This is a genomic window from Rhizobium sp. LjRoot98, from assembly GCF_964252935.1.
Taxonomy (GTDB): domain Bacteria; phylum Pseudomonadota; class Alphaproteobacteria; order Rhizobiales; family Rhizobiaceae; genus Pararhizobium.
Map to the genome: position 1 here is coordinate 17779 of NZ_CAXUPW020000020.1, position 21370 is coordinate 39148.

The 21370-nt window shown below is 57.9% G+C and carries 21 protein-coding genes; 11 read left to right on the forward strand and 10 right to left on the reverse strand.

Annotation, left to right across the window (positions count from 1 at the left end):
• Positions 1–243 precede the first annotated feature (243 nt).
• On the reverse strand, positions 244–561 hold the full coding sequence (locus ACSQ3J_RS29455; protein WP_060503958.1) for a DUF736 family protein: 318 nt from the start codon (positions 559–561) through the stop codon (positions 244–246).
• A gap of 889 nt (positions 562–1450) precedes the next feature.
• The gene (locus tag ACSQ3J_RS29460; RefSeq protein ID WP_060503960.1) at positions 1451–3370 is read right to left on the reverse strand and encodes a ParB/RepB/Spo0J family partition protein; all 1920 of its coding nucleotides are present in this window, start codon (positions 3368–3370) and stop codon (positions 1451–1453) included.
• A 528-nt stretch (positions 3371–3898) separates the two neighbouring features.
• Here ACSQ3J_RS29460 and vapB point away from each other — a divergent pair.
• Positions 3899–4186, forward strand: a complete 288-nt coding sequence (gene vapB, locus ACSQ3J_RS29465; RefSeq protein ID WP_244482066.1) for a type II toxin-antitoxin system VapB family antitoxin — start codon at positions 3899–3901, stop codon at positions 4184–4186.
• Positions 4186–4587 (forward strand): type II toxin-antitoxin system VapC family toxin, encoded by a 402-nt coding sequence (locus ACSQ3J_RS29470; protein WP_060503963.1) that lies wholly within the window; start codon positions 4186–4188, stop codon positions 4585–4587. The genes vapB and ACSQ3J_RS29470 overlap by 1 nt, the downstream gene beginning before the upstream one ends.
• A gap of 910 nt (positions 4588–5497) precedes the next feature.
• Here the strand turns inward: ACSQ3J_RS29470 and ACSQ3J_RS29475 are convergent.
• From ACSQ3J_RS29475 to ACSQ3J_RS29495, 5 genes are all read right to left on the reverse strand, one after another.
• On the reverse strand, positions 5498–6076 hold the full coding sequence (locus ACSQ3J_RS29475; protein WP_060503964.1) for a PIN domain-containing protein: 579 nt from the start codon (positions 6074–6076) through the stop codon (positions 5498–5500).
• Positions 6066–6512 carry a hypothetical protein gene (locus ACSQ3J_RS29480; RefSeq protein WP_060503966.1) on the reverse strand — a complete coding sequence of 149 codons (447 nt, stop codon included), beginning with the start codon at positions 6510–6512 and terminating at the stop codon, positions 6066–6068. Before ACSQ3J_RS29480 ends, ACSQ3J_RS29475 begins: the two co-directional genes overlap by 11 nt.
• 262 nt (positions 6513–6774) lie before the next feature.
• Positions 6775–7623: a DUF932 domain-containing protein gene (locus ACSQ3J_RS29485; protein WP_436040919.1), complete on the reverse strand. Its 849-nt coding sequence runs from the start codon at positions 7621–7623 to the stop codon at positions 6775–6777.
• A 429-nt stretch (positions 7624–8052) separates the two neighbouring features.
• A complete protein-coding gene (locus ACSQ3J_RS29490) occupies positions 8053–8370 on the reverse strand; it encodes a single-stranded DNA-binding protein (RefSeq protein WP_436040920.1) in 318 nt (105 codons plus the stop codon).
• Between the two features lie 33 nt (positions 8371–8403).
• Positions 8404–8919, reverse strand: a complete 516-nt coding sequence (locus tag ACSQ3J_RS29495; protein ID WP_436040921.1) for a hypothetical protein — start codon at positions 8917–8919, stop codon at positions 8404–8406.
• A 47-nt stretch (positions 8920–8966) separates the two neighbouring features.
• Here ACSQ3J_RS29495 and ACSQ3J_RS29500 point away from each other — a divergent pair, with 47 nt between their 5' ends.
• The 4 genes from ACSQ3J_RS29500 to ACSQ3J_RS29515 all read left to right on the forward strand — a co-directional run bounded on the left by ACSQ3J_RS29500 (position 8967) and on the right by ACSQ3J_RS29515 (position 11104).
• A complete protein-coding gene (locus tag ACSQ3J_RS29500) occupies positions 8967–9239 on the forward strand; it encodes a helix-turn-helix domain-containing protein (RefSeq protein ID WP_436040922.1) in 273 nt (90 codons plus the stop codon).
• Between the two features lie 167 nt (positions 9240–9406).
• On the forward strand, positions 9407–9766 hold the full coding sequence (locus ACSQ3J_RS29505) for a hypothetical protein (protein WP_436040923.1): 360 nt from the start codon (positions 9407–9409) through the stop codon (positions 9764–9766).
• Between the two features lie 673 nt (positions 9767–10439).
• Complete coding sequence (locus ACSQ3J_RS29510; protein ID WP_436040924.1) at positions 10440–10778, forward strand: type II toxin-antitoxin system RelE/ParE family toxin; 339 nt, start codon at positions 10440–10442, stop codon at positions 10776–10778.
• Positions 10775–11104: a helix-turn-helix domain-containing protein gene (locus ACSQ3J_RS29515; RefSeq protein WP_318417464.1), complete on the forward strand. Its 330-nt coding sequence runs from the start codon at positions 10775–10777 to the stop codon at positions 11102–11104. The genes ACSQ3J_RS29510 and ACSQ3J_RS29515 overlap by 4 nt, the downstream gene beginning before the upstream one ends.
• A 790-nt stretch (positions 11105–11894) precedes the next feature.
• On the opposite strand, the gene ACSQ3J_RS29520 is transcribed toward ACSQ3J_RS29515, so the two are convergent.
• Positions 11895–12740 (reverse strand): hypothetical protein, encoded by an 846-nt coding sequence (locus ACSQ3J_RS29520; RefSeq protein ID WP_436040925.1) that lies wholly within the window; start codon positions 12738–12740, stop codon positions 11895–11897.
• A 321-nt stretch (positions 12741–13061) separates the two neighbouring features.
• Between ACSQ3J_RS29520 and ACSQ3J_RS29525 the strand changes: the two genes are divergently transcribed.
• Complete coding sequence (locus tag ACSQ3J_RS29525; protein WP_436040926.1) at positions 13062–13277, forward strand: hypothetical protein; 216 nt, start codon at positions 13062–13064, stop codon at positions 13275–13277.
• Between the two features lie 146 nt (positions 13278–13423).
• Positions 13424–13792, forward strand: coding sequence for an IS66-like element accessory protein TnpA (tnpA, locus tag ACSQ3J_RS29530; protein WP_060510742.1), 369 nt, complete (start codon positions 13424–13426; stop codon positions 13790–13792).
• A 333-nt stretch (positions 13793–14125) separates the two neighbouring features.
• Here the strand turns inward: tnpA and ACSQ3J_RS29535 are convergent, their stop codons facing one another.
• Positions 14126–15013 carry a LysR family transcriptional regulator gene (locus ACSQ3J_RS29535; RefSeq protein WP_436040927.1) on the reverse strand — a complete coding sequence of 296 codons (888 nt, stop codon included), beginning with the start codon at positions 15011–15013 and terminating at the stop codon, positions 14126–14128.
• Positions 15014–15070: 57 nt separating this feature from the next.
• Here ACSQ3J_RS29535 and ACSQ3J_RS29540 point away from each other — a divergent pair, with 57 nt between their 5' ends.
• Positions 15071–15979, forward strand: a complete 909-nt coding sequence (locus tag ACSQ3J_RS29540; RefSeq protein ID WP_436040928.1) for a DMT family transporter — start codon at positions 15071–15073, stop codon at positions 15977–15979.
• Positions 15980–16106: 127 nt separating this feature from the next.
• Here the strand turns inward: ACSQ3J_RS29540 and gcvA are convergent, their stop codons facing one another.
• The gene (gene gcvA, locus ACSQ3J_RS29545; RefSeq protein ID WP_436040929.1) at positions 16107–17030 is read right to left on the reverse strand and encodes a transcriptional regulator GcvA; all 924 of its coding nucleotides are present in this window, start codon (positions 17028–17030) and stop codon (positions 16107–16109) included.
• 223 nt (positions 17031–17253) lie between these two features.
• Between gcvA and ACSQ3J_RS29550 the strand changes: the two genes are divergently transcribed.
• Both ACSQ3J_RS29550 and ACSQ3J_RS29555 read left to right on the forward strand, forming a co-directional pair.
• Positions 17254–19677, forward strand: coding sequence for a penicillin-binding protein 1A (locus ACSQ3J_RS29550; RefSeq protein ID WP_436040930.1), 2424 nt, complete (start codon positions 17254–17256; stop codon positions 19675–19677).
• A gap of 70 nt (positions 19678–19747) precedes the next feature.
• On the forward strand, positions 19748–21337 hold the full coding sequence (locus ACSQ3J_RS29555) for a peptidoglycan D,D-transpeptidase FtsI family protein (protein ID WP_436040931.1): 1590 nt from the start codon (positions 19748–19750) through the stop codon (positions 21335–21337).
• Positions 21338–21370 lie beyond the last annotated feature (33 nt).

Below are 21370 nucleotides of genomic sequence, written 5' to 3' on the forward strand. Positions count from 1 at the left end.
GCCAGAGAGACTCCGATTCTTCAAGGAGTTTTTCGTTAATGAAAAGTTAACACCACCAATCACCGGCGCAGGACTTTACAGTTGTAAAGTTCAGCGCGACCTGTAGTTCCCACTTGGGCCGGCGAGAAGGTTTGCCACCTCGACCTCCACCCGCGCCACCACAAGCTTTCGACACCGAGGTCAGGTGGACGACTCAGCCGATCGTTCAGGTACGGCCCCGCACTGGGGCCGCACCTCGCTGAATCAATCCCAGGGAATGACGGCCATCAGATCATCGTCGTCTTGGCCCGGGAAGCGCCCGAGATTGGCATTGAGGCGTCCGTATCCGGTATTGACCGAGAGGGTGTAGTAGCCACTACCGTTCTGATTGATCTTCTTCCAGATGCCGCCGATTTCTACGGAGCGTCCCCTAGGGGTCTTGGCAAGGATGCGATAAACGGGCGCTTTCGGGTTGGTGCTGCTGATTTCTTCGCCGGTCAAATCGATGTCATAAGCCATGGATGCGATGTTGCCAGAGAGGCCGGTTTCAGTGAAGCGGATGAAGTTTACGAGGTCGGACATTGCTGTATCTCCTTTGTTTGCGTTGCCGATGGACACGACAAAAGGGCGGGAACAGGAACGGCCGCACCCGAAGGGTCGCAGCACCTGAGAGCGGGACGATTTTGCAGCGCGAGGAGATTTGTAGGATCGGGGAAAATCGTTCCGATCGAGGGTTGCGGGCGTGACGACCGGCCTTAGTGATCCATCTGAAGGCATCGCGTACAAAGGAGATCAGCGCAGATGTCTCCGGATATAACGCCGCCCGTTTCACCGAAACCCGCATCGCCACCCATCGACGCCAGACGCATCTACCTGAAATCGACCAAGCGACTAAACACCACTTACCGGAAGAACCATCGGCATCCTCGCAACGACATTCGCCGAGAGCTGGGGCTCGTACGGAACTGACTGCATCTGGGAAGAAGGCTGATCACGCAGCGAGCCCATCGAAACATCGAGATCGGCTTCACCACCATGCCATCCCGGGAGCCTCCCCTGACAAGATCGCCGGTCTTCAGGACAGGAACGCTGATTGCGCTAGCGATTTACAGCTGCGTGGGGTTGCGGGCACGATCACAGTACGCGGGATGAAGATTGTTCCTTTCGCATTTAAGAGAAAATCCGTTGCTGACGGGTCCGACAACAAGCCACATCATCAGCGCCCGATCACATGCGGCCTCATCCAGCCAATGTCGTACCGGATATAAACGCTCGCGCGAGACAGGCGCTCGCGTGATTCCAGCGCTGCGCGGATCCTGCTTGCGAAGCAAAGCGCGGGCCGGGGTTCGATGCCCTGGACCGCGCTCGCGGGCGGGAAAATGTCTAGGGTAGGTCAAATAGGTGGCTCTGTCTTAAACAGGGTGCCGACCGCGCGGAAGAAGCGCGACCGGCTGGATAGCATCGGCGGGGGTTATTCCGCTGCTATCGGCAGGGACTGGGCCTCGTCATCGTCGATCTCGACATTTGCCTCGGCGCTCGGGTCGGATGCAATCCGGATTGGAGCCGGAAGCCAGCCGGTTCCCACAACCAGCCTGTCCGCGATCAGCACGGCCTCTGTCTTCTTACCCGCTGCCTTCACGGATAGGCTTGCGTCTTCGCCCTTGGCTTCCGCCACAGCGAGAGCAATGCTTTGCCGATTGATGTGATTAAAATAGCTGTCGGCGGTCGTCTCGAACCAATCCGTCATCCGCACATTGAGCGCACGACCAAGCTGGTTTGCCTGCTCGATACCAGATCGGCGGTCAGTGAATTTCTTCTCCACGGCGTTGACGGAGTGGGCTGCCGCATAGGCCAGCAGGAGCAGCAGTTCTTCGCGGCTCTGTGCAAGGCACCACTCGAACAGGTCGGCAGGGTTTCCGGGGATTTTATGCCCGTAGTTTTCCTGTACGCTGTCGAAATCGGCAACGGCCCTGCACTTTTCCGGCGATTTTATCGACCCTTCGACGCGCTCATAAGTCAGCGACACTTGCAGGGCGCTTTGCTCGGACACATAGCCGGTGTAAGCAACACGCAGCAGCATGGCGTGAACGACGGCGGCAAGCGCCACATCGGGATTGTGGACCAGCTCGACGCGAAGCGCTGCGGTCTTCTGTGCCGTCAAATCCTCGATCAGGGTTGCCGGGTGAGTAAGCTTCGGGGTGTCATCCTTGGTTTTAACGCTTGCGGGGGCGTTCCCGTTTTCGCCGTCGTCCGCGTCTGCGGCCTCGTCCTCATTCCTGATGATGCCAATCGCCGCTTCCAGCTTGCCGTGATAGTTGACATACAGCACGATGCCGCTTCTCGCCTTGTCTTCGGCCAAATAGCTTTCCTTGCTTTCGGAAATCTCGTCCAGCCGCCGGTTGATCGCATCAACGCGCTCGTGTGCCCCCTCCTCCTCAGCCTCGTTGTTGATCATTTCTGCCAATTCGTCATGCTCTTGGCAAAGCGCGTCGTATTCAGCTTGAACTTCGTCAGAAAGCTCGACCTCCACCGGATAGACACGCGGTACATTGAACATCCATTCCGGGCGTTCGGAAGTCGCTTCCACCCATTTCCAGCCTTGCTGACGATATGGCACCGTGGCTTCTTCCAGCTTCTCGGATACGAGCCTGTCGAGCAATGCGACATCAAGCGCATAGCCTCCGCCGTCCGCGTCAAACAGATCGCGACGAATGGTTCCGCCTACCTGCTCATAGGCATCCAGCCCGCCGACGAATTTCACCCGCCGGTCAGTGCTGGCAACCTCGTCCGTCAACAGGTTCGACTTGATCCGGCTTGCATGACGATCCCATGTGGATAGGCCATTCCAAACCTGTTCCTGTCGCTCATGGTCGTCGGAAACCGTGAAGGCGGAAAGTTGCTCGAAGGTCATCTCCTCCTTGCGGTAGAGGTCCAACAGTTTGGGGGAGACCTTCGCTAACGCCAGACGGCGGCGCACGATGATTTCCGTGGTTCCAAAACGGGCGGCAATGTCAGGGATCGCCTTGCCCTGATCCGCCAAGGCGCTGAAGGCCTCGTAAGCATCCACCGGGTGCATATCTTCGCGCATGACATTTTCCGTTAGGCTGATCTCCGTGGCATCCTCGCTGTCGCGCACTTTGCACTCAACCGCGTGGTTCTTCTGAATTTCGCCCTGCTCCAACAGCAGCAACAATGCCCGTCTGCGGCGCTCACCGGCCGTGACGAAATACCGTCCCTTCTTTTCAGCGGTCCGCACGACAAGGTTTTGCAGAACGCCGTTGGCCTTGATCGATGCGGCAAGCGCCGCAATGCTGTCTGCGGAGTAGGTCTTGCGGACGTTCTTTGGGTCTGCATCCAGCTTGTTCAGTTCGATGATGATGGTCGTCGTCATGATAGGATCTCCTGATGTCCCGTTTCCTTTGGGTTTCGAACCCGCAGTGGGCGAAGCCTTCTTCCTTTGGTCCGAAGGACGTGCTCACACGTTCCTCGGAACGAAGGGAGGGGGCGTAAGCCCGCTCCCGGTAGGGCGGAGATCGGGTCATGGGTCGGACGGGAAGAAAAAACGGAAGGTTTGACGCCCTGGCGGTGAAAGCCGTTTTATCTTCACGGCCGACAGCGCCCTGGCGCGCTTGCCCATTGGCGCGAGCACCGGCCAATCGTAAGAGCGGCATGTCACGGAGAAGATGCGCATACGCGCCTCGCGGATGCTCCTTACAGATGTGAGCGCGGGTCGCGCTCTCAACTTCTCGCCCTTTTACACGAGAACGCGCCGTGTAAGAGATCGTAACCCCGAATGGATCGCACCCGTTTGCGGGTTCGGTCGAGCAGAACACGATGCGGCACAGTTGAGCCCGCCTCGTGCGTTATGCGCCATCACAGCCAAAAACACATCGTCAGTGTGCACACGAGGGATGTACATTTGATCAATAAAATGCTATTGTACATCCACGTACACACAAGGATGCGCGCTATGCACACCACGAGAGCTTTCAAAAACGGAAATTCGCAGGCCGTGCGTATCCCGGCCGAACTAGCGTTTGACCGGACCGATGTCGAGTTGGAAATCGAGCGCGTCGGCGACGAGCTTCGCATCCGTCCTGTGCATCGCTCCCTGGCCGGCGTTCTGGATGTATTCGCCCGCTTCTCTCCGGATTTTATGCGTGACGGAAGAGAGTCCCATGAGCAAGATGAACGGGATAAGATCTGATGGCGCGCTACATGCTCGATACGAACATGTGTATCTACCTGATGAAAAACCAGCCGGAGCAGGTCGCCCGCCGCTTTGCCAGTTGCTATGTGGGAGACGTGGTCATGTCCGCCATCACCTTCGCCGAACTCGAGTATGGTGTATCCGCATCCGATGATCCCGCACGGGAACTTGATAATCTCGCAGCCCTGGCCGAGCTGATCACGGTAGAGCCGTTTGGGATTGCAGCAGCGCGTGCCTATGGTCCGGTTCGAATGGCGACAAGAGACCGGAAGAAAGATCATCTCGACAAACTGATCGCATCACACGCAATCGCCCTGAATACGGTCCTGGTTACCAACAATACGCGAGACTTCCTGGCGTATCCCGGACTGAAGCTCGAAAACTGGCTGGACGCGTAACGCAGAGAAACCAATTAACCCGTCCCAGCGGCCATGCCGTGAGGGCGGGCAGGGAGGGGGACCTGGCGGGGCGTTCGTGCCGGTGCGAGTGCCAACGACCAAGGCACGATCAGCGAAAAATGAAGAGTATCGGAGAAATCAGCATAGCGCCGCTCGCAGGTGGGATTTCGGGAATTCTCGGCGCGCAGGGAGCGGAAGAAGGCAGCCGTAGGAGCTTCAACATAGTGGCCCGAAGGGGAGGCGGGACCGACTGCCGCCGCGCGCTGCGCACCGTTTAGAGGCGCAAAGACGGGAAAAACTCAAACGCCAAAAAAAAGACCGTTTTCCACCAAGCTCCGGAAAACCCTACAGCGCAATGCGGAAGCGCGGGTTTCCTCCGCTTGGCTGCGCTCGCCTTTTCGGCTCGCTCCGGCCGCGGGCGCGCCGTCTGACGGCACTGCGGCTGGAAAACAGTCGAACAATACCGCAGAATGAACTCCACGATGGCTGTGAGTGCCCTCAGCCCTGGATCCAGGACAGGGGAGGGGGCCGGGCTCCCCTCGAACCGCGCGGCGCCCGGCAAAGAGCGCGCCAACCCGTCGGTTGGTGTCGCCATCTCTCGCGTAAGCAAATCGGCAAAGCGCAACGCACTTACAAAGGGCTTTGCCTCAAATCCTCGGAGAAGACCGCGGAACTTGCATAGGGCAGATTGTGCGTTCCTAACATTTGTAGGCGGGACAGTCAGAAAAAATGCAGGGCAGGGGAACACACCTCGCTTGCAACGAGCGCCTATAATGACGAGCAAACCCGGTGGGCCGGAAGGAAATGCGAGAGTGTGGGACTTGGCCGTACCCCGCGAAGCTATCGGCGCTCAAAGCCCAGACAACCTGGTTTTTTATCCGTGCTGGCTGCGTCGCTGTGGAGCAGCCGATCAATCGATCCTTGTCGTATTCTGGCGGAGGATTTTGGCAAAAGCCGCCAGACCCTGGCGTTCCACGGCCCCAACAAAATCTTCGCTTGAAGGCAACGATTTGCGAAGATTGCCTCGGGCACGAGCGACACTGTCGATCAGTGCCTCGGGAAACTGGCCGTAAAGCTCGACCAGAAAAGCATCGGGCGTGATGCACGCCACGCCATGCGATCGGAGATTTTCGATAGGAAAATCCTTAATATTCCAACTGACGATCAGTGTTGCTTTTCCGGTTATGGCGGCCGCCAGGACGTGCCGGTCATCCGGATCGGGCAAATCCAGTTCGGGAATGAGAGATTGGTAACCACTGACATTTGCTTGCGGCAAAACATCCTTCATCCGGTCGCGCGTGACCTCAAGTCGATCCACCGTGACATGCGGAGCGTTTGCGGCGAGATTGCGTATCCACTCTGCGTGAATGTCGTCGGACCAGTGCGCATCGAAAAGACCGTCGAAAGCGGCCTGAACAAGGAGGTTGCGAAGATGGAAGGGATAGAGAACGCAGGCATCAAGGACCGCGACAAGCGGTTTAGAGGCCATGGGTGCCGATCAAGTCCTCTGTATCGTCTGCCAGCGCCTCAAGAGCCTTTTGACGGGTGTCCAGTTTGGATTTGAGCGTTAAGACGTCTCTCAGCAACGCGCGGCGGTGTTTGCCCACATAGCGAAAGGGTAGATCACCCCGGTCCATCCGCAGCACCACAAGAGGTCGGGAAATCCCGAGAATTTCGGATGCATCTGACGGGCTCAACTCCTGATCCTCAGTGAGGAGAGCGACATTTTCCCCTCGCGACAGCCGATTGATCAATGTCTCGATGGCAACGGCTGCAGCCAGTGGCAGCGCCAATGTTTGGTCCACACCGTCGCTGCGTCGGACATGCAGTTCAATGCGATCGCCCGCCGCCAGTTTCGGCAGGGTCGCAACTTGTCTCCGGTCACGGTCCGACAGACCGACAAATTTCACGACGTGGCTGGCCATGGCTTGATCTCCTGTGCGGTCAATATAGAGGTCGCAGCGATTAACTGCAATAACTGAAATTCAAGGCTTGGGTTTAAAAGCAATTTGGCAAGCCATTTCGCGCCGACGGGCGGGAAGGGAGTGCGAGGGGTGGGGCTTTGGGGCACCCCTCGAAGCTGACCCGCCGCTTCGATAGCGGCAAGGGACAGCTACCACGCAGGCGGCTATGGGAAGGGAGGGCAAAGCGCCACCGTTACCGGCGACGCCTTATTCGGCAGGGGGGTCAAGCCTTCAGCGCTGCCATCCGTTCGCCGAGAAGCCATAGCGCCTTGTTTAACTTGATATCCTGATCAATGCCATTAACGGCGCGAGACTTCACACGGCGCGGCCTGCCAAGATCGTCACGGCCGACGCCACGCAAACCGCCCTTGATCGCATTCTCCTGAACGACGTTCCAGACGGTCCAAAGATCCTCTGCGCGATCATCATGGCGGCGGGGAAGAAGCAACTGCTCGGCCTTGATCGGCGTCTTCGTTTCACCGTCACCATCTCCAAACCGTAGCACATGGGCGGCATCGGCAAGAATGTTGGATCCCTCCCGATTGAGCCGAAGGGTTGACCAGTCCTGTGGAGCGGCAAGCGTGCGTTCGGCCTCGCCCAGCACGCGGTAGGTGCCTTCGATAACCTTGTGCTGAACGTCGCCGGAATGGCGCACCTTGATGGCATCGATCGTGCCGGTCTGGGTGACCAGAGAATTGAGGCAGCGGACACGGAACAGACCGGCCATCAGTTCATAGGCACTGGTCCCGTCATTGGCGTTCTTCAGCAGGATTTCGCAGACGATATCCCCGACATTATAGACCTTGCCATCGTCGACACGGCGCAGGCGAATGAGATGCTTGGTAAAATCGGCCTTTCCCTCGATGCGGCTGTTCGATTGCTTGGCGCCTACCGGCACAAAGCCCTCCCGCATCAGGCCGCGCAGAACCTCAATCGTCGGGATCGGCTTAAAACGTTCCGACCGGCTTTCATGGGCCCTGACAGCGAAGATGGACGGCGCGATCTGGCGCATCTCGGTTTCGGTCATGGCGCGGCCGGTATCGAAGCGGGCGGTCTGGGTGTAAATGCTCATGGGTCTGTCTCCTAAATTCCCGTTTCCCGAAGGGGAGCCCAATCGGGCGAAGCCTCCCCCCTCTGTCCGGGGGAATGGCCTCTGACATTCCCCCGGACAGAGGGGGAGGGCGAAAGCCCGCCCCGCGACGGCAACCGGGACTGTCAAGTGGCGTGGCGCGGAAGGCGGGTCATCTTCTCGGGTCCGACCACAGGGCGGGCTGGTGCGGAGGATGACCCGGCTTCACGGGCCGCTTGACCGGCCTGGGGGACGATGTCATGGGGCGGAAGAGACATGTGGCCCGTACGGCCTCGATTTCGGGAGCGAAGCGACCGAGAGGACAAGCGATCGTTACCGGCATCGGCGAAGACGGCCACCGGCCGGCTTCGTGCCATGGGCATAGGGCGCGGCCGGCCGGAACGGGCGGTGGCCTCAAAGGCTCACATCGGCTCAAGCGGCTTTCTTGGTGACCAGATTGAACAGCTGCGCAATGATATCGGTGGTGTAGACCTGTTCGCCGTCGCGCTCGTAGCTGGAATTGGATATCCGGGATTCGACATAGACGAGATCGCCGGAACCGACGTTCTGTGTGATCCATTCCGCCTGTTTCTTGTCGAGAATGGTGACCTGCACCCAATCGGTGGCCGTTTTCTTTTCCCCGTCGGCCTGCCACTCACGGTTCGCGGCAATGTTGACCTTCAGCACATTTTTGAGTTCCACCAGGTTCCCAACATGCCCGAGAATGGTGTGGCGATTCACGTGTCGCATCGATTTAAACCTTCCTTAACCGATCAAAAGTGTTTATTTGTGGAGTTCGAACCAATGCCGCTCGGTTTGACCTGAGGTTTCATTCTTGATGTCAAAGAAATAGGGCTCTGACTTGAGCGGTCGGGATATGGAGACCGTTTGTATGCAGCCTTGCTGTCGATCAGAGTTATAGAAGCCGTGCGTCCTGCCCTGGCACATATTCACTGTCGTTACGCAGAGGTTCTGCTCTCTGCCAAAACCGTTCCTATCTTGCCGACTTCCCACCTGATATCCCTTCGGGCATGCAGCATAACGCTCAAAGCCGGGGGAGCCTGTGCCGGCTGCCGGGCAGGTTGGCCAATCGAAGCCGGGCTTCTTCATCGCCGAGATCAGCCGCTTCATTGGCGGATGGCAGGAGGCAACGCCCCGCCACGACGGATTGGACGACGCTGCGCACAGCAACACTTCGCAGCCCCATTCGCTCGCCGCCGCCGGAGCAGCGAACACAGTTGCCGATACAGACAGAAGAATTCCAATGACGACGTTCATTCGTTTGACTTTGACCGACATGGACACCTCTCACATGACACAATGGACAATTAAATATAATTAATCAGATGGCAACGAGCAAGCGTAAGAAGACCGATACTGACCTGGGCACGATGATCCTGCGAAACATGGCGATGACCATGGAGCGCGAGCGGGAGAAGCGCGGCCTCAACAAGAAGGAGATGGCGAGCCTTTGCGAGATCACATCGCCTTATTATCTCCAGATCCTTGATGGTTCCGCCAACCCGTCGCTGCAGGTCATCACGCGGATCAGCACAAATCTGAAGATCCCCTTGCAAGTGCTGATGATGGGGCAAAAAGCGGAAGTCAAAGTGGACTGATCGATCATTCTGCCTTGCAATCTTGAAAAACTATAATTACTTCTTCCATCTGTCCGCTTGGGATGCGGTTCATCCGGACAATGATGGGAGTGACCGTGGCCTCAAAGCACCCGCTTATCGCCGTCCTACTGCTGGCGACAACAACCGCAAGCGCCGCGGATAATCCCATGTGGCGCAGCGGCTTGCTATGGACATGCACGTTCTCGTCGACCATTCGCTGTGAACGATCGACCGACTGCACCTCCCATCCGGATCACGGTACGATAAACCTGAACTACCAAGAAAACAGTCTGGTCGATCATGAGGGACGAAGCCATCCCATCAAGCGCCACTATGTCCAGACGGTGGCCGACAGTCCGATCGGCAGCGAGGTCAAAATCGAACTGGCGACGAACGAGGTGATCTGGCTTTCGGCCGCCGACGGGGGAGGGACCTTTTCCGACAATTGGACTGGCGCCATGGTTTCGCCGGGGGTCGGTGTGATCGTGCAGGAGCTACGGCCATTGATCTGCGCGCCAGAAAGCTGATTGGACAAACAACGATCACTTGCGGCTAAGACCTGAGACGTCGCCACGTCTGCGACGGCGACCAAATGCCCACAGATTGCTTCGGGGATATGGAAAGAGAAAATCTGAAGTGGCTTTAAGCCATTTCACGGCGCGAGCGAACGCTTTTGTCAGCCGCTTGGTGAATGCATGCAGACGTCCACCCCGCGAAACAAAGGTGCGGGGTGGTTCAGGTCGCGCCGCATTCACACGCACATATTAAGCACGAATTGCAACGCGCCTGAGCAAAAGGTCACATGACACCTTTCGTCGAAGGCAAAATTCCGCACGACCGTAACCAGAAAGACTCAGTCCTTCTGCGGCCCCAAGTGGTTTCCGAAAATATCCATAGGATAGCCCGTACTCACGATACCGCGATTGCTTATAGAATCGAGGCGAGCCAGGTGACGACCGCGGCAATCGCGACCACTCGTTCTGGTTTTTTGAAGAGAAGGGAAACTTGCATGTCGTGTGCTCCTTGAGACGTTGGAGCCTCAATGGACCAGAATAGATTGGCTTATGGTTACCGGGGGAACAGCCATCAGGCAGTGATCGAAATGGGATCCACATCAGGTGCCTTTTGTCTCACGCATGTAACCATTGACTTCATCCGGGAAGAGGCCCATATAGTAACCCATTGGGTTATAGGAATGACATGCAGACAGTTGCTGAAACGCCTTTATTCGTCAAGCAGGCGGCAGAGCTCTTCACCGAAGAGGAACGCAAGGAACTGATCGACTTCCTTGCATCAAATCCGGCCGTCGGCGACGAGATCCCGGGTACCGGTGGCGTCCGCAAGGTTCGGTTCGGCGCCAAGGGCAAAGGTAAGCGCGGCGGGGCGCGCGTGATTTATTACTGGTATAGCGAGGCGGCTCCGATCTACGCGCTTCTCGCCTACGGCAAGAATGAGAAGACGGATCTGAAGCCGGAAGAAGCCAAGACGGTCGCCGCATTTGCAAATGCAATCAAGGTAGCGAACAGGAGCAAGACATGAGTGAGATGACGAAATTTGGTGCCGACCTCATGCAGGCCATGTCCGAAGCCTTGTCGCATGCACAGGGCAAGGACGTACCGGGTATGCGGCTGCAAGCCGTGGATCTTGGCACCGTTGATGCCAAAGCCATTCGAAAACAGCTCGACCTGACCCAGGACGAAATGGCGACGGTGCTCGGGACCAGCCCGTCCGGCTACAAGAAGTGGGAACAGGGGACACGGCAGCCCTCTGGTGCTGCACGCACCTTGCTGCGGATCATGGAAAAGGAGCCGGAAGCGGTCCTCCGCGCTCTTTCGATCAGCGCCGACGCCAAAGCAGCTCATTGATGGTTTCAGAGCCTCCGGTATAACCCAGTGAGACCTCGACGCCTGAGGATAGTCGGGTGCGATGGCGACGGTCAATCGCGGCCAAGGTGGCAGCGGGCTTTCCGGTGGAAAGTGATGCTCGCTTTCTCGGTTGGATTGAGGAGTGGATTGCCGGCGATATCCCGATATTGGAGGTCAGCGCCGCTACGCCGAGCTCTTGACCGGCAGAACGCCGTCAACCGTCGATATGGTTGATCTCACAACAAACACGATCCTTGACGACGTTCGACAGCGCGTGCCTGAGATTGCCGGCGTCCTGCTCACCTCACCCGAGGATCGAGCTGAGCGAGCTCGAAAAATTGGTGACGCCTGGGAGTTGGAACAAGATTAGCTCATCAACAAACGGCTTTGCTGTTTTTGATGAATGGCTCGTCATTCACGTTTTCTTTGCAAATTCGACCGCAGTGTGAGGGAGCGCGGTTTGTTTTGCGTACGCGCCTTGCTCGTTGAGAGGGCAGGGGCTCTGGTCCTTGCGGCGACGAGCACAGGCCGATCGGGCGCTCCGCTCGACGAGAGAGCTGTCACTCGCGGTTCATTGACGGACGGTAAGTGTCTGGTGTGGCGCGCAATACGGGCTGTCCCGTCAATGAAAAGCGAACGACACAGCCATTCTTGCAGGGCTGAACCATAACGACTGATAATGCAACATTATCGGTCGTTATTCCATCGCGACGGGTGGTGCGGTTTTGGTGCACTACCTGACCGTGAAATGCACGTACCGGTTCGGTGATTTCGCGAGCCCGCGGTGCATTTAGTCGATTCGTTTGAGGTTTTCCGGCACCTGATAAGCAGTCCCCTCGAAGCGCAGACGACGGACAGTTGTGATCGCGTCTTTATCGTCCACACACTCTCCGTCCGGGCCCAACGTGCTGATAGTCTTTGTTTTCTTCTCCGAGACGAGGATATCGGAACGGCGGTTTGGTTGAAGGCGCCCCATGGCGAGCGTGCGCTCGATGGTCTGGAATTCCCCAGCGCAATTGGTATCCCATTCGCCCTGGTGCCCTGCGACCACAATGTTATCGAGCACAGGTTTCAGTTCGTTGTTGTCTATGACAAAGAACCACAGGACTGTCTCGCCAAACGGATTGGGGCTCGAACTTCCGCGCCGTTCAATGCGCAATCCGAAGGCAATCTCGCTTTCTGAAAGGCGATAGTATGCGGTGTCAAAAGCCACGCCTGAGACGAAGACGGCATCGTCGGTGAGAAGCTCTGGAAGGCGCAGCCGGTGCTTCAGCTTGAGATCGTCGCTTTCGACAACGAGCAGTTCGATATCTCCTTCGTTTCCGTCCTCGGATTGGCTCGTCATGAGAGGTACTGCGAAAAGCGTGAGCTCGGGGCGGGCGGGCCACGTCTTGCAGATCAGTTCATGAGGATTGTCGCCCACATCTGCCGGTAGCCCGATGGTCTGGACTCCAAGCTTGATTTCCCGTTCGGAAACTTGTTTCGCCGCGGGGTAAGCTTGCCTGACGGTGTCGGCGCCTCGAGCGCTACACTCGCTGTCGGCCGCCTGAACACTCGGAACGGTGAAGGCAACAATGGCCGACGTAGCGGCAAGCAGAAAAAATACCCGGCGCTGGCGAACGAAACTTGACGACATGCTGGCCCCCAACGATTGAGTATCTTCGTCCATAGTGGTCCAACGAGTGCGGAGAAGCCAGTGCGGCTTGTTTGGCTGCGGGCTTAGAGTCCCTCCCGCTGTCGAAAGATAGCGCAGGAGCGATTGCTCGCCGGTCATTGACCCAACTTATCGCGTTGACACTCTCGTCTTCAAATGAGAACGATTAGTGAACATTATGGAGGCTCACAGCCGATGATTCGCTAATCCCGCTATGTCGAGCCCGACGTCCCGCTGCAACGGGCAGTCCCAAAATCCCCCAGCCCGAAACCACGGACTGTTGTCGTGTCAACGGAGCACGCCGTGACGGAGCCGGCGCCCACATCTCTTAACACCGACAGGGTGCAGTCGGCTGCCGAGACCTTGTCGCCGGGCGTCGAGCAACTCGAACTGACAGCGCCTGACGACCCGCCGTCGAAAGCGAGGAAGAGTAAGTCCTCCGTGCGCAGGCCCAAGACCCAGCCGGCCGATAGCGGCACGGCGCCGGCATTGCCTTTGCTCACCGGGATCGAAGTCTAGCGGCGGCCGCGTCATCCGACATCTAAAACACTGCCTGCCGCAATATCGTAACCGCCCGAATGGCACCGCCTGCCGCTTAACGCCCTGATAGCCTAAGACACGTGTGTAACGACGTCGTTAGCGACGTGTCTTATGCGGGGATTGCGATGCGGGTTGAAATTCTTGGGCAAGAGCGGCGGCGTCGATGGCGCGATGATGAGAAGCTCGCGATTGTCATGTCGGTTGGGGTTGCGGGAGCCACGATCACAGAGGTTGCTCACCGGTACGATGTAACGCGTCAGCAGATCTACACCTGGCGTGGCGAACTCAAAAAGAAGGGGCTGCTGTCGGCGTCTGCGAATGCATTGTTTGTTCCCATCGATATGAATTCTGTACAGACCGATGTTCAGGAATGCAGGGAGAGCCGCTCCGGGATGATCGAATTGCGATTGAGCCGCGGTCGCATCCTTCGCTTCGGCAGCGCGGTCGATACGGCCGCACTGACGCAGCTTATTCGGGCGGTGGAAGCAGCATGATCGGGCCTGGGACCGGCGTTCGGGTCTATCTTGCGTGTGAGATCACGGACATGCGCAAAGGAATAGAAGGCCTGGCAGCCCTTGCCCAGGATGACGCCGGCTCATCCTTTCCGAGAAAGCCAGTCGCACCTTCAGATAACGTTCCACGGTGTAGATCCCGGGCCCTCCTGCATTCGTCGCAGAAGGGTATATAGGTGGCTGGGTTTTATTCCAGCGCAGCAGGACTATCCCGCCTCTACCCTGGCAGACTTTCTCACCGCCGCTCTCAGAGCACAGATCACTCATAACTACATCCCTCATGAAAATCGGGTTTTGCACTCTGGCCAGGTGGATTCACCTGAACGTCGCCTCTCGAACACTGGCGTCGGCGGAAAACAATTTTTCGATGCGGTCGGCTAGTCTCTGAGTGGCTGTGGACAAGCGCCCATTGTGCACCACGATGTGAAACATCTTGGGATTCACGACCCTGCGTTCTGCGACGGGTAGAAGGCCAAGCCTTCTGCACGCGTGATCGCCGTAAGGTGCGCGCACCAAAGCAATACCCAATCCCTCGGCCGCAGCAAGCAATGTCAGATCGTAGCCGGGCAGGTGTCTGTCCAGAGGACGGACCGCCAGGCGCGGCAAATCCAGCCACATTGGCCAGCCGTCATCATACTGGTCATGGATCAAAGGGTAGGATAGGATGGTTTTGGGATTTAGATCTGCGGGTAACGTTGCGGCGAGGCCCGCCGAGGCGTAGGGCCTGAACATCTCTCGCGCGAGTGGGATTGACCGGCTCGCGGGCCAGGGGCCAGCTCCGTAGCGGATTGCGATACGGTCGGTTGCCAAGGGCATCAGCCGTGAATCGATGTCGAGAAGGATGTGCAGGTCCTTGGGGTCGCCTTCGAGCCGCATCAAATTTGGTATCATCCAAAGCCGCGCGAAGGAGTTGATGACCCCAGTCCGCACAATTGGCATGTCTGCGCCGCGCGGCCCCGCAAGTCCGATGTCGCGAAACTGGAGAAGAAGGGTTTCCACCTGTGCGGCGATGTCTTGCCCCGCTTCCGTCAGCCGCACGCCGCGTCCGTGCCGCTCGAAGATCCGGAAGCCGGCCCAAGCCTCCACGAGGGCGATCCGGCGACTGATCGCCCCATGGGTGATGTCGAGCGCATTGGCAGCAGCGGAGAATGATCCCGTTTCGGCCGCGTGCAGTACGGCTGCGAAAGCGTCGAGGCTTGGCAAGCTGTGATCCATGCGCACAACAGAATATCGATGTGCGCCATATGTCAACAGCATCCGATGTGGCAAAACTCGGTCATGACCCAGACAATAAAGCTTCCCACCCAGACAACACTCTTACCCGCCCTCGCGGTCGCTGGAACGATTATCAGTTGGTCGGCCTCGTTCGCGGCCATCGGCATTTCGCTGCGCGAGTTGGAACCTCTCCCCATGGCGAGTGTCCGTTTTGCGCTCGCTTCGTTCCTCGCTCTCGGATGGCTGCTGTGGCAGCGCCAGTTCCGTTTTCCCACGCGCGACCTCTTTGTGATTCTGATATGCGGCGTGCTCGGCATTGCCGCATACAACATGCTCTTGAACCTGGGGCAGGCTTCGGTCTCTGCGGGGGCGGCCAGCTTTATCGTCAACACACAGCCCCTCTTCATGGTTGGGCTCGCGGTTGTTTTCCTGAAAGAGCGGTTCAATGCCTGGGCCTGGTGCGGCGCACTCCTTGCACTCTCTGGTGTTGCCGTCATCGCTTCGGGCCAGCCCGGAGGTCTGGTGTTTGGCGCGGGAACGATACTGATTGTGGGGGCAGCGGCGAGTGCGGCAACCTATTCGGTTCTGCAACGGCCGCTCCTCGCTCGCCACAACCCTCTGTCCGTAACGGCTGCGGTTGTACTTGCTGGAACCGTTGCGCTGTGCCCATGGCTTCCCGCAGGGCTCGAGCAGCTTGCCGCCGCCTCACAGGCAACTGTTGGCGCGGTTGTTTTTCTTGCCGTCGCGCCGGCGGCCATCGGTCAGTCGTGCTGGACATATGCGCTCAAACATTTTGGTGCGGCGCGAGCCGGCCAGTTTCTCTATCTCATTCCGCCATGTGCCATGTTTTTCGCTTGGGCCGGCCTCGGCGAGACGCCTGAAACCAGAACGCTTCTCGGTGGCGCATTGGCTCTGGGCGGGGTCCTCGCTGTCAACACGCTCGGCCGACGATAGGGCTATGCAATAGAAGTCCCACAGTTCTGGTAACCTGAAAACGGCCCGTACTTCCGGTGCCGGAGAGGCCAGGTCGGAAAAAGGGGAGCCGACGTCCGCTGACGACAACCCCCAATTTTTTTAATGCCTAGCTCAAACCCGTTTTAGCGCGTTGCTTTCCGGTTGATTGCGTCGCGAGGGGGATCGCCGCGTCCAGGAGCCACTTCCTGAACGCTGACATTGCAGGCGTTCCGCTCCGGGATTTTTGCGATGTGAGCCAATAGCTCCCACGCGACACGAAAACATCGAAAGGCTGCTGCAGCGAACCCATTGTCAGTTGCCGCTGGAACATCAGTGGCGGCGCGAGTGCGACGCCTGCGCCTTGCAGTGCCGCCTCGATCATGGCGAGGGACGAGTCGAACATTATGCCGCTTGCGATCGGCGGCTCTCCAGTCACGCCGGCCGCTGCAAACCATCCGGTCCACTCATCTGCGCGATAGGACCTCAGAAGAACATTCCTGAAAAGGTCTTCCGGGCGTTTCAGTTTCTTTGCCATTTCAGGAATGCAGATCGCAGAGAGCGGTGCATCAAACAGGTGTTCGGCTTCGATATTGTGCCAGGCGCCGCTCCCGAACCTGATCGCGAAATCCAAGCCCTCAGCTGCGATGTCCACGCGATTGTTGTTGGTGGATAGTCGCAGTTCGATCTGCGGGTGGTGTAGTTGAAAGTCAGCAAGACGTGGCAATAGCCAACCTACCGCGAATGTTCCGATGACGCCGACGGTGAGGACCTCCCGCACGTAACCGCCCTCGAAGCGCTCGAGCATATCGGCCATGCGGTCGAATGAATCGCGCACCACTGGCAGAAGCGCCTCGCCTTCTGCGGTTACCATCAGACCTCTCGAGATGCGCTTGAAGAGGCTGACTTTCAAGCGGTCTTCGAGAATCTTGACCTGATGGCTGACGGCAGCCTGCGTTACCGAGAGCTCAATCGCCGCCCGGGTAAAACTCAAATGCCTTGCGGATGCTTCGAAGGCGCGAAGCGCGTTGAGTGGCAGATGCGGACGGACCATGGTGACCCAAATTAAATTTGTATCTGATCCTAAATAACGTCGTTTGTGCGGAGGTATCAACCCCTATATCACACCATCATTGAAATAGCCGGTCGCAACAAGAACTCGGCGGAACGATCAGGTCGCCAAGAAAAATCGGGCTTCTCACGAGAAGAGAGGCTTGCTTTCGGCTGTCCCATGACTTGGCTCATGGAGAGCGGGCCGGATGTAGATGGAGTACGGAATGAAGCTTCTGGGAGGAATTTTGAGTGCCGCAATCAATCTCGGGCTCGTGCTTGCAGTGATGCTTTACGTCTTGATCGCGAATTTTAGCGCCGAGCTTCCCGACCATACGATGCTTGCCAACTGGCATCCCTCCGTCACCTCACGGCTCTACGCTGGGGATGGAACAATTCTGGCGGAATTTGCCCACCAGAAGCGTCTTTTCATGCCGATCGAGGCTGTGCCGCTGCGTGTGAGAGGCGCATTTCTCGCTGCCGAGGACAAGAACTTTTACAGTCATTCGGGTGTCGATCCACTCAGCATTGGACAGGCCTTCCTGTCGAACATCGAAAATAGCTTGAGCGGTGATCGCCTCATCGGGGCCTCGACGATCACACAGCAGATAGCCAAGAACTTCCTGCTGACGAATGACCGGACGCTTGAGCGCAAGCTGAAGGAAGTGCTGCTGGCTGTTCGCATGAGCCAAGCCTTCACCAAGGATCAACTGCTCGAACTCTACCTCAACGATATCTACTTGGGCGCCGGAAGCTATGGGGTGGCACAGGCGGCGTTGAGCTACTTCGGCAAGGGCGTGGCCGAACTCGACATCGCTGAGGCCGCTTATCTGGCGGCGCTCCCGAAGGGACCGAACAACTACCATCCGGTCAAGGCCCGAGACCGAGCAATTGCACGTCGGAACTGGGTGATAGAGCAGATGTTGGCGAACAGCTTTATTACCAAAGCGGACGCGCTTCGGGCCATGGCGGAGCCGTTGGAGGTCGTTCTCAGCGAAAATCTCCCCACAGTTGAAAAAGCGGAATACTTCACGGAGGAGGTGCGCAGGTTCCTGCTGGCGAAGTATGGCGAGGTTGAACTTTATCGCGCGGGGTTCAGCGTTCGGACAAGCTTGAACCCCGCGCTTCAACGTGCGGCGATGAGTGCGTTGCAAAGAGGTCTCGTTGAGTACGATCAGGCCAAGGGCTATCGTGGACCGCTGATCCATCTGGCGAACAACGCCAACTGGCCGTCCGCCTCAAGAACGATTGCGCCTCTGGTTGATGTGCCCGAGTGGCGCCTGTCCCTGGTGACACGGGTCCATGCGAAGGGTGTGGTTTTAACTCCGGATGTCAGCAATGAAGCTCCAATCGAGATAGATCTGAAATCGCTCGGTTGGGCTCTTTGCACCCGGCAGAAAGGCAAAAGACGATGTGCCAAGGACGCGTCCGACGTCTTTTCGGTGGGCGATGTCGTCTATGTCGAGAAGACTGAAGAGGGATATCGCGTACGCCAGCCGCCACAGGTTCAAGGTGCGCTGGTCTCCATGGAGGCAAGGACCGGTCGGATCGTGGCGATGGCCGGTGGCTTCTCTTATTCTCAATCACAATTCAACCGCGCGACCCAGGCTTTCCGTCAGCCAGGCTCATCGTTCAAACCGTTTGTCTACGCGGCTGCGCTTGACGCTGGTTACACCCCCGCGACCTTGGTGCTCGATGCACCCTTAGCCATTTCCGACGGCGCGGGCAGAATGTGGCGGCCCAAAAATTATGATGGCCGTTCAGGCGGTGCATCTACGCTCAGGACCGGATTGGAAAACAGTCGCAATCAGATGACGGTACGACTTGCGCGCGCTGTGGGAATGGATGTCGTGGCGCACTATGGCGAGCGCTTTGGCCTCTATGATGATCTGAAAGAATATCTTCCGATGTCACTTGGCGCGGGTGAAACCACACTGATGCGGTTGGTAGCGGCTTATGCCGTCTTCGCCAACGGTGGCCGCGAGGTGCTTCCATCGTTCGTCGACCGGATTCAAAGTCGCGACGGACAGACGATTTTCAAGCAGGACGAAAGACGCTGCGATGGCTGCAACGCTGCGCGTTGGAATGGGCAGCCGGAACCCACTGTGGTTGACGACAAGGACTATGTGCTCGACCCGATGACCGCCTACCAGATCACCTCGATGCTGCAGGGCGTGGTCCAGCGTGGCACAGCGAGGAGCGTTAACGTCCTCGGGGTACCGCTCGCGGGAAAGACGGGGACGACAAACGATGAAAAGGATGTCTGGTTCGTCGGCTATACGCCGGATTTTGTGACCGGTGTCTTCATGGGCTACGATACGCCGACCCCTATGGGCTCGGGCGAGACTGGAGGGGGGCTGGCTGCGCCTGTATTCATCGAGTACATGAAAACAGCGCTCGCTGGCTGGAAGACAGGCACGTTCCATCGGCCGGACGGCATGATCCTTCACCGTATCGACCGGCGAAACGGAACGGCCACAGAAGAGCAATCGGACTCGGTTTTGGAAGCCTTCAAGCCGGGAACAGGCCCCTGCGTGGCCCCGTGCGGCGTGATTGCTGATACGGCAGACCCCATAGTCGGTTCGTCGTCAGGAGAATTTGATGATGAGTTGCTTGATCGGCTGATGCGCAGCACCGGCGGTCTGTATTGAGATGCGCCGCACCTTGCGATCAAGGCAGCAGTCGAGCGGCCAGAGCCGAAATCGCAGGCTCCTGCTGATCATGGCGGCATTCCTGGGCCTCTTTCTACTCATGCTTGCACGTCTCACCTTCCTCGGCCTCCTGGAGCCTCCCTTGTTAGCCACTGTGCCGAAGGTTGTCGCGAACAGCCGTCCCGCAATTGTGGACAGAAATGGTGCGATCTTGGCGATGGATCTCCCGATCACCAGCGCTTTCGCAATACCGAGGCTGATCGTCGATATCGACGACGCAGTCGAGCGCATCACCTCCGTGTTCCCGGACCTCGACCATCGTCAGCTCTATGACAAACTTGCCACAAGAGCGCACTTTGCTTGGATCAAGCGGCAGATAACGCCGCTCGAAGAACAGGCGTTGTGGGACGCCGGCGTCCCAGCGGTCAGTTTCCGGAGTGAGACAAAGCGGTTCTACCCCAACGGAGCACTGGCAGCACATGTGCTTGGCGCCGTGAATGTTGATAACATTGGTATCTCGGGGCTTGAGAAGTGGATGGAGACAGAAGGACTGGCGGACCTTCGTTCAAGCGGCATGGACACCTCGGCTGATGCGTTGGAGCCCGTTGTTACCACGATCGATATCCGCGTGCAGCATGCACTCGAGTCCGAATTGAAAAAGGCGATCGAGAAATATTCAGCCAAGGCGGCGGCGGGGCTCGTGCTTCAGGTCGAGACCGGAGAGGTTTTTGCCCTCGCATCCTTGCCCGACTTCGACCCGAACGCTCCCTCGGCGGCGCTTAAGCCCGATCGCATCAATCGAGTTGCCGCGGCAAATTTTGAAATGGGTTCAACGTTCAAAGCGCTGACCACCGCCATGGCGATCGACTCTGGCCGATACTCGATCCATTCGGTGATTGATGCCAGTAAGCCACTCGCTTTCGGTCGCGCGCGGATTCACGACTTCCAAGGCAAGTACAGGCCCTTGTCTCTTCCAGAGGCATTCATCTACTCGTCGAACATCTCGATGGCGAAGATGGCCCTGGACATCGGGAGAGAAACTCACCGGCGCTTTCTGCAGCAATTTGGACAGATGGAAACCCTTCGGACGGAACTGCCGGAAACAGCCACTCCGATCCTTCCGAAGCGCTGGAACGACATCGAAACGGCGACCGCCTCTTTCGGTCACGGTATTGCGGTCACACCGCTACAGGCGAGTGTCGGCGTCGCTGCCCTGGTCAACGGTGGAAAGCTCATCCGACCCACTTTCATCAAGATGTCAGCCCTGGCTCCCCGTCTCCTCGGCACGGACCTTGTCAAGGCTGGAACGACGAAGGCCATGCGCTACCTTTTCAAGCTGAATGCCGACGTAGGCTCCGCTCGAAACGGTAGGGTATCCGGATACCTGATAGGCGGTAAGACCGGCACGGCAGAGAAAGTCGTCGACGGCAGGTATTCAAAGACACTGAACATCACCTCCTTTATGGGAGTGGTGCCTGCCGACGCCCCCAGATTTCTTGTGCTGACACTTCTGGACGAGCCAAAGGGGCTGCCGGAAACCTATGGTTTTCGCACATCCGGGTGGAACGCCGTGCCAACTGGCAGCGCGGTTTTTAGCCGCATTCTTCCAATGCTCGGGGAGCTTCCCTCATTTAATGAGCCTCCCGACCAATCTTTCTAACGGCCCTGAACTCTCGCATTCACGGCCGATCTC